Origin of the sequence: Prevotella sp. 885, from assembly GCF_002265625.1 — a bacterium.
Taxonomy (GTDB): domain Bacteria; phylum Bacteroidota; class Bacteroidia; order Bacteroidales; family Bacteroidaceae; genus Prevotella.
On record NZ_NOVE01000006.1, the window covers coordinates 1 to 14,015 of the forward strand.

General features: G+C 49.6%; 13 protein-coding genes. 11 read left to right on the forward strand and 2 right to left on the reverse strand.

The window, feature by feature from the left end:
• The first annotated feature begins 342 nt into the window (after positions 1–342).
• The 5 genes from CHL74_RS03565 to CHL74_RS03585 all read left to right on the forward strand — a co-directional run bounded on the left by CHL74_RS03565 (position 343) and on the right by CHL74_RS03585 (position 4,115).
• Positions 343–1,107 (forward strand): YaaA family protein, encoded by a 765-nt coding sequence (locus CHL74_RS03565; protein ID WP_094879796.1) that lies wholly within the window; start codon positions 343–345, stop codon positions 1,105–1,107.
• Positions 1,108–1,114: 7 nt separating this feature from the next.
• Positions 1,115–1,501: an SMU1112c/YaeR family gloxylase I-like metalloprotein gene (gene gloA2, locus CHL74_RS03570; protein ID WP_094879797.1), complete on the forward strand. Its 387-nt coding sequence runs from the start codon at positions 1,115–1,117 to the stop codon at positions 1,499–1,501.
• A gap of 85 nt (positions 1,502–1,586) precedes the next feature.
• Positions 1,587–2,369: a ZIP family metal transporter gene (locus CHL74_RS03575; protein ID WP_094879887.1), complete on the forward strand. Its 783-nt coding sequence runs from the start codon at positions 1,587–1,589 to the stop codon at positions 2,367–2,369.
• A gap of 206 nt (positions 2,370–2,575) precedes the next feature.
• On the forward strand, positions 2,576–3,601 hold the full coding sequence (locus CHL74_RS03580; RefSeq protein ID WP_094879798.1) for a CNNM domain-containing protein: 1,026 nt from the start codon (positions 2,576–2,578) through the stop codon (positions 3,599–3,601).
• A 7-nt stretch (positions 3,602–3,608) separates the two neighbouring features.
• Entirely contained in the window at positions 3,609–4,115 is a 507-nt protein-coding gene (locus CHL74_RS03585) for a methylated-DNA--[protein]-cysteine S-methyltransferase (RefSeq protein ID WP_094879799.1), read from the forward strand.
• 8 nt (positions 4,116–4,123) lie between these two features.
• Here the strand turns inward: CHL74_RS03585 and CHL74_RS03590 are convergent, their stop codons facing one another.
• Together CHL74_RS03590 and CHL74_RS03595 are read right to left on the reverse strand one after the other, a co-directional pair.
• On the reverse strand, positions 4,124–4,666 hold the full coding sequence (locus CHL74_RS03590) for a hypothetical protein (RefSeq protein ID WP_094879800.1): 543 nt from the start codon (positions 4,664–4,666) through the stop codon (positions 4,124–4,126).
• 98 nt (positions 4,667–4,764) lie between these two features.
• Positions 4,765–5,523, reverse strand: a complete 759-nt coding sequence (locus CHL74_RS03595) for an SDR family oxidoreductase (protein ID WP_094879801.1) — start codon at positions 5,521–5,523, stop codon at positions 4,765–4,767.
• A gap of 162 nt (positions 5,524–5,685) precedes the next feature.
• On the opposite strand from CHL74_RS03595, the gene CHL74_RS03600 reads away from it, so the two are divergent.
• The 6 genes from CHL74_RS03600 (at position 5,686) to CHL74_RS03625 (ending at position 14,013) form a co-directional block, all read left to right on the forward strand.
• Positions 5,686–8,730, forward strand: a complete 3,045-nt coding sequence (locus tag CHL74_RS03600; RefSeq protein ID WP_094879802.1) for a C10 family peptidase — start codon at positions 5,686–5,688, stop codon at positions 8,728–8,730.
• A 173-nt stretch (positions 8,731–8,903) separates the two neighbouring features.
• Positions 8,904–9,221, forward strand: a complete 318-nt coding sequence (rplU, locus tag CHL74_RS03605) for a 50S ribosomal protein L21 (RefSeq protein ID WP_094879803.1) — start codon at positions 8,904–8,906, stop codon at positions 9,219–9,221.
• Between the two features lie 18 nt (positions 9,222–9,239).
• Complete coding sequence (gene rpmA / locus CHL74_RS03610) at positions 9,240–9,503, forward strand: 50S ribosomal protein L27 (protein WP_094879804.1); 264 nt, start codon at positions 9,240–9,242, stop codon at positions 9,501–9,503.
• Between the two features lie 193 nt (positions 9,504–9,696).
• Positions 9,697–10,986, forward strand: a complete 1,290-nt coding sequence (gene serS, locus CHL74_RS03615; protein WP_094879805.1) for a serine--tRNA ligase — start codon at positions 9,697–9,699, stop codon at positions 10,984–10,986.
• Positions 10,987–11,172: 186 nt separating this feature from the next.
• A complete protein-coding gene (locus tag CHL74_RS03620; protein ID WP_094879806.1) occupies positions 11,173–13,527 on the forward strand; it encodes a bifunctional dihydroorotate dehydrogenase B NAD binding subunit/NADPH-dependent glutamate synthase in 2,355 nt (784 codons plus the stop codon).
• A gap of 120 nt (positions 13,528–13,647) precedes the next feature.
• Positions 13,648–14,013 (forward strand): DMT family protein, encoded by a 366-nt coding sequence (locus tag CHL74_RS03625; RefSeq protein WP_094879807.1) that lies wholly within the window; start codon positions 13,648–13,650, stop codon positions 14,011–14,013.
• Positions 14,014–14,015: the final 2 nt, after the last annotated feature.

Below are 14,015 nucleotides of genomic sequence, written 5' to 3' on the forward strand. Positions count from 1 at the left end.
TGAAAATTAATTGGAAGAACTGGAATTGGAAGAATCGTCACACCCTCTTTCCTCTAAAAGGCTCATTATCAACGGTTTAATCTTTAAATGACAAGATGAACATGAAGTACGATATCAGTAAAACCATCGTCCCGAAGATGCCAAAACTCGGTCGCGGACTCGAAAGCGCAGCACTTTTGCTCTCGCAAGTCTCAAAAGACATGCACCAGCCCATCGTTCCAATGCTTTTCCCTATCCTTGGCGCACACGTAATGTGCATATTGTGTATATATATATCGCTAAAAGCTGGTTATTTCGAAATAAATGGTGTATTTTTGCACAAAATTACAAGCGAAACACAACATGCAGATATTATTAGCAAACGCCAAGATAATGTTCGGCAAGGCGGACAGAAAGCCGGTGTCTGCCCCACTCTTCCAGAGCGTGGCAGAAACCTTGGCTGCGGAAATGGCAAGGATGGACGTGGAGGAGTTGGCCCGGCAGCTGGATTGCAGCAAGAAGATAGCGGCTGAGAACTGGGGACGATACCAGAACTTTATGGCAACCGAGAAGATGCCTGCCCTGCTTGCCTACAACGGTCAGGCATACAAGCATCTGCGTGCCGACACCTTGAGCGACGAGGCATTGGAGTATGCCCAGAAGCATCTTTGGATAACGTGTTTCCTCTATGGTCTGCTCCGCCCTATGGACGGCATTGTGCCCTATCGTATGGAGCATTGCGTCACGATAGAAGCCACAAACGACAAGCCCATTAATCAGTTCTGGAAAGACCGGCTGACAGACGTGCTAATAGATAGCGTGAAGGCAGACGACGGCATCATCCTGCATCTATCCACGGAGGAATATGAGCATCTGTTCGACTGGAAGAGGGTTTGCAAAGAAGTGACGGTCGTACAGCCTCTCTTCTATGTGCGGCAGAAAGACGGCAGACTGAAGATGCTGGCTGTCTGGGCAAAGTCGTGCCGCGGAGCTATGGTACGCTTCATTCTTAACAACCGCCTCGTCTGTCCCGAAGAGCTCTCCGCTTTCAGCTACGAAGGCTTTGAATACGCTCCGCTATTAGGCGACTCGAACAATCCGCATTTCGTAAGAGAAATTATCAAGTAAAAATATTATGAAACTAAACAAAATACATCATGTAGCCGTGATTTGCTCTGACTATGAGCAGTCTAAGCAGTTCTATACAGAAGTGCTGGGCTTGAAGATCGTAAGCGAACATTATCGTGAGAAACGCCAATCATGGAAGGCAGACTGCTGGATGGGCGACACATACGTAGTGGAGCTGTTCTCCTTTCCCAATCCTCCTGCACGTCCTTCCTATCCCGAAGCAGCCGGTCTGCGCCACCTTGCATTCGAGGTGGACAATCTCGCGGCGGCCGTCAGCGAGCTTGACAGCAAGGGCGTAAAGCACGAGCCGATACGTACGGACGAATATACTGGAAAGCAGTTTGTGTTCTTCAGCGACCCCGACGGACTGCCGATAGAACTATATGAAGAGTAAAGAAACATCACTTATAGGTATTGCCCGACTCACAACTAAATTGTATCTTTGCATCGTAACTAACAGATAAAAGACTATGACAGAAATGACAGCAACAATAATCATTGGACTTCTGATTCCGCTATTGGGAACGATGCTTGGTTCGGCTTTCGTATTCATGATGAAAGACGAGATGTCTGCGCGATTGCAAAAGACATTGTTGGGCTTTGCCTCAGGAGTGATGGTAGCAGCGTCCGTATGGTCTTTGCTCATTCCCGCTATGGAGATGAAGGCTGACAGCGGCGCATGGTCGGTAGTGCCGGCAGCTGTAGGATTCATGATGGGCATAGGTTTCCTGCTGCTTATTGACGAGCTGACGCCCCACCTCCATATCGGAACCGACAAGCCTGAGGGCATACGCTCGCACCTGTCAAAGACAGCTATGCTTGCCCTTGCCGTAACCATCCACAACCTGCCCGAAGGAATGGCAGTAGGCGTGGTGTTTGCAGGAGCCGAAAACGGCGCTTCGCACATCTCCTTAGCCGGAGCCATTTCCGTTTCGTTGGGCATTGCCATTCAGAACATTCCCGAAGGCGCCATTATCTCCATGCCTATGCGTGCGGCAGGCAACAGCCGATGGGAATCCTTCATGTTAGGATCGCTGAGCGGAGTGGTAGAGCCTATAGGAGCCATTGCCGTTCTGCTGCTTGCCTCACTCATTATGCCCGCCCTCCCCTACATGCTCGCCTTTGCAGCAGGAGCCATGTTCTACGTAGTGGTGGAAGAACTGATACCAGAAGCCTCAAGCGGCCAGCACAGCAATCTCAGCACTATCGGCTTCGCCATAGGTTTCGTGCTGATGATGGTGCTGGATGTGGTAATGGGGTAAAAATACTAACAAAACAGAAAATCTACGGTATTTAGTTAAAGATTATCAATAATTGACGTTCAAAACATCAAAATGCTTACGAATTGGATATCTTTGTGATGTAAATGACATATCAACTATACATACACCATAAGGCCCTTCGTCTATAGTAAGTTGTCCGAAAGCACCCCCTCAGACAACTTATTTATTAACGAATCATATTTTTAATGGGCTTAATCATATTATATTTTTTAGGTGCTCTGTCACTATCCTTTTTATGTTCCGTCCTTGAGGCGGTACTCCTATCCACTCCTGTATCTTATATCTCGATGAAGGAGAGTCAAGGCAGCAAGACAGCTTCCTTGATGAAACAGTATAAGAACAATGTGGACCGTCCCGTAGGCGCCATTCTTTCGCTCAACACCATTGCACATACCATCGGTTCGGCAGGCGTGGGAGCGGAGTCAATAAAGCTCTTCGGCGAAGAATACTTCGGACTGATATCAGCCATATTGACGCTGCTTATTCTTGTGCTTTCCGAAATCATTCCCAAGACCATCGGCGCTTCCTATTGGCGTTCGTTAGCTATGCCGTCCACAAAAATCATCCGTGTGCTCATCTTCATCACCTATCCGCTGGTTCTGCTTTCCGAGCTAATCACAAAGGTGTTCACCCCGAAGGCGCATCAGGCTTCTGTGAGCCGCGAAGAAGTGTCGGCAATGGTGGACGTCGGCACCACGGAGGGCATCTTCCGCGAATCTGAAAGCAAGATCATCAAGAGCTGTATCCGTCTAGCTGGAGTAAAGGCAAGGGAGGTGATGACTCCTTCCATCGTAATAGAATCTGCCAACGTGAACCTTACCATCAAGGAGTTTTACGAGCAGCAGACATGGAACTTCTCACGCATTCCGGTATACGACAAGAGCAAGGATTATGTCATCGGCTACGTGCTGAAGGACATGGTGCTGAAGGAATTGTCAGAAGACAAGTTCGATACCAAGCTTTCCGACATTATGCGCCCCATCCTTTCCTTCAACGAGGACGATTCGGTGTATCAGATATGGGAGAAGATGCTGGAGAAGCGCGAGCATATCTCAATCATCCTTGACGAATACGGCTGTCTGCGTGGCGTGGTGTCGATGGAAGACGTCATAGAGACCATGACCGGCGTGGAGATTGTGGACGAGGACGACGTGGCTGTGGACATGCAGGCTTTCGCCAAGGAAAAGTCGCGCAGGATGTTGAAAAAGTAAATAGTAAATGGAAAATTCAATCAGCCTTCAACATTACGACTCGCCATGCGGCAGGCTGGTCTTGGCGTCTTTTGCTGACAGACTATGCCTTTGCGATTGGAGCGACAATCCCTTTGCAGAGCGCAATAGACGCCGGATTGAGAAATACTTGAAGGCCACTTCCAAGACAGAGACAACCTCTGTCTTGGAAGAGACCAAAAGACAACTTGACGAATACTTTGCAGGCAAGCGCAAGGCTTTCGACATACAGTTACGCCTGGTGGGTACTGATTTTCAGCATGAAGTGTGGAATGCATTGCGAAGCATTCCGTACGGATCGACAAAGAGCTATAAGGATATAGCCCAATGCATAGGCAAGCCCAAAGCTGTAAGGGCCGTAGCAGGAGCCATCGGCGCAAACGCCATCAGCATCCTAATCCCTTGCCATCGCGTAATAGGCAGCAACCATTCTTTGACTGGCTATGCGGGAGGGCTGGAGGCTAAGAGAGGGTTGCTCGGGATGGAGAATATCTAACCTCCCGATTATTTTCCTGCGAGAATGAAGAGATGTTCTTGTAGTTGTGATACGAACATTTTGTAACGTCTCAACAACTCTTCATAAATCTCGTCTGTAACAGGCAGCCAGCTCTCTCTTATCCCTTCCATTCGTTCACTACCAGTCCAACATGGTGATATGTTTTCCGGATCAATTCTAAACACTTTGTAATACACACGATCTTTTTCAATCTTTGTAACAGTGTTGATAGAACGTCCATAGTAATGTCTTCCTATTTCTATCTCAAAATCCCCCTTTACAAGATTTTCTTGAATGAATTTGGAAGATTTGACATAGAAGTCTTCCATTTCTTGCTTGATTTTGGCATAAGTATCACAAGGAAGCTGTATTGCCTCTTCAGGTATGTCATTATCATACTCATCGGGGAAATCCCACCCCATGATTTGCCCTTTCTTTATAAGAATGCTTAAGGCGTCAATTTTGTCACCTCTAACACCCTCAATTTTATATATGGTCATCGGTTCTTCTTGATTAGAACCCGTCAGAATGAAGCAATCTCCTGTGGTCATAACGATATCTTATTTAGTGAATATATCCGCAAAATTACATCGGAACGCATTTATGAAATGCATGTTCTGAAGACCGGTTTTGCTTGTTATGATTCAGCCTATGCTTCTCTATGAATGACGTTGCCGTTGGCTTGATGTGTGGCAAGTACCAGCACTTCGGCTATCTGGACGTGCTTCGGAGCCGAAGCGGCATAGAAAGCCACGTCGGCGATGTCGGCTCCGGTAAGCGGCTTGATGCCTTTATACACCTTGTCGGCACGCTCGTTGTCGCCATGGAAGCGCACGTTGCTGAAGTTTGTCTCTACGAGTCCCGGCTTGAGGTTGGTGACGCGTACAGCCGTGTCAGCCACGTCGATGCGCAGACCGTCCGAGATAGACTTTACGGCTGCCTTTGTGGCGCAATACACATTGCCGCAAGCATAAGCAGCGTCGCCAGCTACGCTACCCACATTGATGACGTGTCCCTCATTGCGCTTCACCATAGCAGGAACGATGAGGCGGGTCATGGTGAGGAGTCCCTTTATGTTGGTGTCGATCATCGTGTTCCAGTCCTCCGGGTCGCCCTCATATTCCTTGTCCAGTCCAAGCGCCAGACCAGCATTATTGATGAGCACGTCAATCTTCTGCCATTCAGCCGGAATGGAATCGACAGCCTGCTTTGCAGCTTCAGCGTCGCGAACGTCAAAGACAAGCGTGAGCACCTTCGTGCCTTTTGCCTCCAGCTCCGCCTTTACAGCAGCCAGCTTGTCCGCACGGCGGGCTGTAAGAATAAGACTGTAACCTCCCTCTGCAAATCGTCTTGCACAGGCTTCTCCGATGCCACTTGTAGCACCCGTGATCAATGCTATTTTCATAATAAATGCTTAAGTTAGATGTTTATGTTAAATGGTATTATAAATTTGTGTGCAAAAATAAGGATTTTCTTCTAATAATCAGAGAATAATTTGTACTTTCGCAAACTATTCAGACAAATCTACGAAAACAGGACAAAAAACAAACAATACTCAAAACCTAAGATTATGAGAAATCTATTTACAGTTTCGGTATTCGCGTTGCTGTTCATCGGGCTTCCAGCCAATGCGCAGAAGCGTTCGTTGGCTGAGGCGGCAAAGGTGGCAACCGGGTTTTTCCATGCAGAAGAGGTGGACGCCATGCAGATGAAAGAGGAAGAAGGAAGCCGAAGGTTGCAGAAGAAGGTCATGGACTATACTTCAGACGCCTATTACATGTTCAGAAACAAGGAGGACAACCGACTGGTAGTCATCTCAGGCGACCAGCGCATGCAAAGCATCCTCGGATATACAGACAATGCCATAGAGGACAATATGATGCCAGACGGACTTGCCGAACTGCTCACTACGTACAAGAGGCAATACGCAGCTCTTTCGCCAGATTGTCAGACAGTATGCAAATCAAACTTAAACAAGGGAGAACGACTGCTGAAGACTCCTGACTGGGGACAATGGGCTCCCTTTAATCTGCGTACGCCACTCTCCTATCCTACGGGCTGCGCAGCCACAGCCATGTCTATCGTCATGCGTTACCATCAATGGCCAGTCATGGGACAAGGCAGCAAGACGCATATATGGAAAGACTCCGTGATGACAGCCGACTTCGAACATACACGTTATGACTGGGACAACATGCCCATGAGCTACGACTCATACACGACAGCTCAAGCCGAGGCTGTATCGTTGCTGATGCGTCATGCCGGAATAGCCGTTGAGATGTATTATGCGGCTGAAAGTAGCGGAGCACGCCAGTCGTTGGTGCCGGGAGCGCTCACGCAACACTTCCGTTATGCTACCACGACGCGCCTCGTATCAGCAGCCGACTATGATGCAGCTACGTGGGAAAAGATGATGCGTAGCGAGATTGACGCCGACCGCCCCGTCATCTATACGGGAGAGAGCACGATGGGACGCGGGTCGCATGGCTTCGTGCTGGACGGATATCGCGACAATCTCTTCCACTTCAACTTCGGATGGAACGGTAGCGGAAACGGATATTTCGCCATTTCTGCCTTTAGCTCCACAAGTACGGCGTTCGAGTTTGCCAACCAGCAGCAGGCTGTCATTGGCATCAAGCCACTCAGAGAGGATAATTGCGCTCCTCTCACTCTGGAATGCGAAGGAAAGTATGAGGGATTTTATTCTGACCTTACCACGCTAACAGCCAACACCTCAGTAAGCATACACCTCTCCTCGCTTACAGCTCTTCGCCAATGGAACGGCAAGCTGAGATGGGAGCTTTGTGATGCTGAGGGCAATGTGAAGGAAGCGTTCGACAGCAAGACGGTAAGCATTAACGGAGGCAACTCGCAGCCCATTGACTTCAGTTTCGACCCCTCAACCACAGCCACCAAGGGCAGCTATCTGCGACTTATGGCTTGCGAGAACGGCAAGGAGGAATGGACATTCGTGCTCAATGCCAAGGGACAGGAAGTAAGAATGGATGCTTACGAACGTAGGGTGCCCGTGGTGGAGATCATAAGCGACATGGAGAACGCCACTCTCAACGACCAGAACCAAGGCAACGTATGCTTCGAAGGCAAGCCTTTGCTCGGATCAACATACACATATAATATAGCATGGAAGAGCAGTACGGTGAAAAACATCGTGCAGCAGCGTTTCTGCGGCGAGGCTTATTGGCAGAAATCCGACAAGAGCGTAATGCTCACAGCCGACACATTATATATAAAGGCTAAGGCATACGAGCGTTCGCAACTTGTGCAGGAATGTCAGGTCAATGTGGTAAAGCCGGGACAGCTGGAGGCAACGCTTCTGAAAGCCACACCGGATGCTGACGCCGTGGAGTCGCTCACCATTACGGGAAGCCTTGACGACAACGACCTGGCGTATCTCTCCACCCTGCAGACGCTCAAAAAGCTCAACCTTGAGAACGCCACCATACAGCAAGGACTCTTCGGCGCTCCCTTCAAGGACTTCAGTCGCCTGGAAACATGCGAGCTGCCACGCTCCCTGAAGCAGATAGGAAGCGAGACGTTCAAGGGATGCGGATCGCTGAAGACAATATCGCTACCCGTCAGCCTGCAAGCCACAGGCAACGACATCCTCAGCGGATGCCAGAAAATGACAGACATATACGTACGCCCATCGTCACCAGACTGTGTGGCTACGGACGCTTTCCGTGGTCTGCCCAATCCTCAAGAGGTCTGCATACACGTTCAGCAGGGACTGAGCGACGTGTTCAGATCCAATGCCAAGTGGAGCATGTTCAGCCGTATAACTGACGACCTTCCCGCCCTGCCAAAGAGATTCGCCTGCGACGGCATAGAATATCGTGCCATCTATCAAGGCGACGGCAACTTTGCTGAAGTGACAATACCGAGTGGCGAGATGTATTCAGGCGCCATCGTAATCCCCGCCACAGTCACTTATCAGGACGTGGAATACGTGGTAAGCGGATTTGACCAGACAGACGGACTCTCACCGTTTGTGGGCAATCCGTTCATTACCTCGCTGGACCTTCAGCTCCACATCGACACGCTCCGTCGCATGCAGTTTATGGGATGCACGCAGCTTGCCTCGCTAAGCCTGCCCTCCACCCTGCGCTACATCGAAGATGAATGTTTCCGCAACTGTCCGATGCTCACACAGATAAGCCTTCCGGCAAGCCTTGAGGCACTTGGCGACAACGCCTTCTGCGGTTGCCAGTTCCTTACCGACATATATTGCTATGCAATGGTTCCGCCGGCAGGAAGCGAGGCAGACAATTATCCCTTCGCCCAATGCCGTCCTCAGAACGTCATGTTGCACGTGCCCTCAGGAACAGAAAACCTCTATCGAACGACGGGCTTCTGGACACGCTTCAGCAACGTAACGGACGACCTTTCGGCAGACGTTACGGCCATAGGCAACGCCACGACACCACGCTCCGAGATGCCACCCATAAAGACCGTAGGCAGACAGTATGTCACGATAAGGCTCAACACAGCCCGAACCGTCTGCATCTATAGCCTTAACGGCACCCTTAGAAGCACCCTGACTTTGCCCCAAGGCGAGAGCCTAATATGGATAAACGAACCAAGTATTATACGTTAATAGTTAAAAGTGAGGCGTTATTTGTTAATCTTTACAAAAACGTCACACATTTATTACTTTCGTAAACGAAATATCACTACCTTTGCAGCCGATTTTAATCCGATGGGGCTCGAAAAAGCATCGATACGTTATCGGTCGCCTCCCGGAAAAACCCGTTTATATTAAATAATTAAATGTACGCAATCGTAGAGATTAACGGTCAGCAGTTTAAGGCAGAGCAGGGCAAGAAACTCTTTGTTCACCACATCAAGGACGCTCAGGAAGGCCAGACTGTTGAATTCAACAAGGTACTGCTTGTTGACAATGAAGGTTCAGTACAGGTAGGTGCACCTGCCGTAGAAGGTGCAAAAGTCGTATGTGAGGTTGTGAACCCGCTCGTTAAGGGCGAGAAGGTTATCGTCTTCAAGATGAAGCGCCGCAAGGACTATCGCAAGAAGAACGGTCACCGTGCTCAGTTCACAGAGGTATTAATCAAGGAAGTAACCGCTTAAATTTAGGAGGAACAAGAAATGGCACATAAAAAAGGTGTAGGTAGTTCTAAGAACGGACGTGAATCAGCTTCTCAGAGATTAGGCGTTAAGATTTGGGGCGGTCAGAAGTGCATCGCAGGCAACATCATCGTTCGCCAGCGCGGTACAAAGCACAATCCGGGCCTGAACGTGGGTATCGGTAAGGACGACACCCTTTACGCACTCGTTGATGGTATCGTAAACTTCCGCAAGGGTCGTAACGACAAGAGCACAGTTTCAGTAATACCAGAAGCAGAGGCTTAACAAAACAAAACAACTATTCCAAACAAACATATTAATCCCAACTCTCATAGCATTTTGAGGGTTGGGATTAATGCTTTTATACCTGTAAGCATAAAAAACTTCTGTTCGATTTTGCCGCTAACCGAAAATTATGTAATTTTGTATTTGACAAACATTATAGATATCGCATTTAATACATTAATTGATTTAGCATATGCTTACACTTAAACTCATCAGTGAGGAAACTGAACGTGTTATCAAGGGATTGAACAAAAAGCATTTCCCTAATGCCGAAGAAGCCATCAAGGAAGTTCTCGCCATCGACCTTCGTCGTCGCGAGACACAGCAAGAACTGGACAGTAATCTTTCGGAAGCCAAGAAAATGGCAGCAAAGATTGGAGGTCTGATGAAGGAAGGCAAGAAAGAAGAGGCTGATAGCATAAAGGCAGAAGTGGCCAATATAAAGGAAACCAACAAGAAGTTGGAGGAAATCAAGGCGCAGGCAGAGAAGGATCTTATAGCAAAGCTCTGCACCATTCCTAACATTCCTAACGACGACGTACCCGAAGGCAAGGATGCCAGCGACAACGTAGTGGTTAAGGAGGGTGGCGTAATCCCCGATCTTCCGGAAGACGCTCTCTGCCATTGGGATCTCTGCAAGAAATTCAATCTTATCGACTTCGACCTTGGCGTTAAGATTACAGGTGCCGGATTCCCCGTATACATCGGAAAGATGGCTCGCCTGCAGCGTGCGCTCGAGGCATTCTTCCTTGATGAGGCTCGCAAGAGCGGATATCTGGAGGTACAGCCGCCGTTCGTAGTGAACGAGGCTTCAGGTTACGGTACAGGTCAGTTGCCTGACAAGGAGGCTCAGATGTATCAATGCCAGTTGGACAACCTCTACCTCATCCCTACTGCTGAGGTGCCCGTAACAAACATCTTCCGTGACGTCATCCTCGATGAGAAGGAGCTTCCTATTAAGAGATGTGCTTACTCGGCTTGTTTCCGTCGTGAGGCAGGTTCGTACGGCAAGGACGTAAGAGGTCTGAACCGCCTCCATCAGTTTGACAAGGTGGAGCTTGTACGCATTGACAAGCCCGAGCATTCATACAAGTCTCTCGAAGAGATGCTCCAGCACGTGGAGGGTCTCTGCCAGAAGCTTGAGCTCCCCTACCACATCCTCCGTCTCTGCGGTGGCGACATGAGCTTCACGTCAGCCATCTGCTACGACTTCGAGGTATGGAGCGCCGCTCAGAAGCGTTGGCTCGAGGTATCGTCTGTCAGCAACTTCGAAGGCTATCAGGCCAACCGTCTGCATTGCCGTTATCGCAACGCCGAGACCAGAAAGACCGAGCTTTGCCACACTCTCAACGGTTCGGCTCTCGCTCTTCCGCGTATCGTTGCCGCCATTATCGAGAACAATCAGACTCCGGAAGGCATTCGCGTACCGAAGGTTCTCGTTCCGTACTGCGGATTCGACATGCTCGACGACAAGAACTTCTAAGAAGATACCAACCATTGTAAAGACCGATACATTTAAATATGTATAGAACATAGGCAAACTGTAGGAGGTGCGGGCTTTTCCAGCCAGCACCTCCTACAAACTGCTGAACCTTTATCAATAGCATTTAAAACAAATATGTTATCATAAAAATCCATTCAAACACTACCAACCATCAACAATTATCCTATGAACAAAATCATCCTTAAGAAACAATTTTCTGAAAAGGTATTTCTTTTCGAGATTGAAGCCCCGCTTATCGCAAAGAGCAGAAAAGCCGGCAACTTCGTTATCGTAAGAGTCGGTGAAGGTGGCGAGCGTATGCCTCTGACCATCGCAGATGCCAGCATCGAGCGTGGTACGATCACTATTGTTGTGCAGAAGGTGGGTCTTTCTTCCACAAAACTTTGCGACCTTAACGAAGGCGACTATATAACAGACGTTGTTGGTCCGCTCGGCACCCCCACTCACATCGAGAACTACGGTACGGTAATCTGTGCCGGTGGCGGTGTCGGCGCAGCTCCTATGCTCCCCATCATCCGTGCCCTTAAGGCAGCTGGCAACCGCATCCTCTCCGTCATAGCAGCACGCTCACGCGACCTCATCATCCTCGAGGACGAAATCCGTGAGAGCAGCGACGAGGTCATCATCATGACCGACGATGGCAGCTACGGCGATAAGGGTGTCGTAACGGCAGGCATCGAGCGCTTCATCACTCAGGAAGGCCACGTGGACAAGGTGTTCGCTATCGGCCCTCCAATCATGATGAAATTCAGCTGCCTCATGGCTCAGAAGTACAACATCCCCGTGGAGGTATCGCTCAACACCATTATGGTGGACGGTACCGGTATGTGCGGCGCTTGCCGTCTCTCCATCGGCGGCAAGACCAAGTTTGTCTGCATCGACGGTCCCGAGTTTGACGGAGCACTCGTTGACTGGGACGAGATGTTCAAGCGTATGGGCACTTTCCGCGACGAGGAGCGCAAGGAAATGGAGCACTTCGAGGAGCACATGAATTATTCTGCTGCCAAGAATGAGCATAAGGCTCAGGCTGCGGGCGGAATGACAGAGGGTGCTGACGAAACTCTCCAGCAGCTTACCGATCGTGACGCAGAATGGCGTAAAGAGCTCAGAGCTGCAATGAAGCCGAAGGAAAGAAAAGCCATCAAGCGTGTCATCATGCCAGAGCTTGATCCTGAGTATCGTGCCACATCACGTACCGAAGAAGTAAACTGCGGTCTGACAGCAGAAATGGCAATCAACGAGGCTCACAGATGTCTTGACTGTCCCAACCCGCAATGCGTGGAAGGCTGTCCTGTTAACATCAACATTCCGTCATTCATCAAGAACATCGAGCGCGGCAACTTCATCGGTGCCTCTAAGGTACTGAAAGCCACATCCGCACTTCCTGCTGTCTGCGGTCGTGTTTGTCCTCAGGAGAAGCAATGTGAGAGCAAGTGTATACACCTCAAGATGAACGAGCCGGCAGTTGCCATCGGTTATTTGGAGCGTTTCGCAGCCGACTATGAGCGTGAGAGCGGCGTCAGCGCCATCCCAGAGATGGAGCCGAAGAACGGCATGAAGGTGGCTGTCGTCGGTTCAGGTCCTTCAGGTCTGAGCTTCGCTGGCGAGATGGCAAAGTTCGGATATGAAGTGCATGTCTTTGAGGCTCTCCACGAGATTGGTGGCGTGCTCAAGTATGGCATCCCCGAATTCCGTCTGCCTAACCACATCGTTGACGTCGAGATTGAGAACCTCAAGAAGATGGGCGTTGAGTTCCATGCTGACTGCATCGTCGGCAAGACCATCACCATCGCACAGCTCGAGAAAAAAGGCTATAAGGGCATCTTCGTAGGCTCGGGTGCAGGTCTGCCCAACTTTATGGGCATCAAGGGCGAGAACGCCATCAACATCATGTCGTCTAACGAATACCTCACACGCGTGAACCTCATGGACGCTGCCAATCCCAATACCGACACACCGCTCAACATCGGCAAGCACGTCATCGTCGTTGGTGGTGGCAACACAGCTATGGACTCATGCCGTACAGCCAAGCGTCTCGGTGGCGACGTCACCCTTGTCTATCGTCGTTCGGAGGCAGAAATGCCGGCACGTCTTGAGGAGGTGAAGCACGCCAAGGAAGAAGGCATTCGCTTCCTCACTCTCCACAACCCCATCGAGTATGTGGCTGACGAGAAGGGCGCTGTCAAGTCTGCCATCCTTCAGGTAATGGAGCTTGGTGAGCCTGACGCAAGCGGCAGACGATCACCGGTTCCTGTAGAAGGAAAGACCGTAGAGTTGGAGGTAGACCAAGTTATCGTAGCAGTAGGCGTATCGCCCAATCCGTTGGTACCCAAGTCTGTGGAAGGACTTGAGCTTGGCCGCAAGAACACCATCAGCGTTAACGAAAATATGCAAAGCTCCATCCCGACAATCTTTGCCGGAGGCGATATCGTTCGTGGCGGCGCAACCGTTATCCTCGCAATGGGCGACGGCAGACGTGCAGCAAAGAGCATGAACGAATACATCAAGGATCAGAAATAAAAATTCTGATTAGGAATACAAAACAATAAACAGTGGGAGGTATGGCTTCAGAGCCATACCTCCTTCTATAATAAAATAACAGTTAGCCCCTTCATTCAATTAATAAAATCAAAATCTTCAATGTCAGGAACATACACCATCGCACTACTTATATTAAGCAACATCTTCATGACCCTCGCATGGTATGGTCATCTCAAGCTTCAGCAGACCGGCACGTCTCTTCATTGGCCTCTCATCGGCGTCATCGCCTTCTCATGGGCCATCGCCTTCTTCGAGTATTGCTGCCAGGTTCCTGCCAACCGTATCGGCTTCGTAGGCAACGGAGGTCCATTCTCCCTTGTCCAGCTTAAGGTCATCCAGGAATGCGTCAGCCTTATTGTTTTCGCCGTCATCGCCCACTTTATGTTTCAGGGCGAAGCCTTGCGATGGAACCACTTGCTGGCATTCTGTTTTCTCATAGCTGCCGTTTATCTGGTATTCAAGTAAAA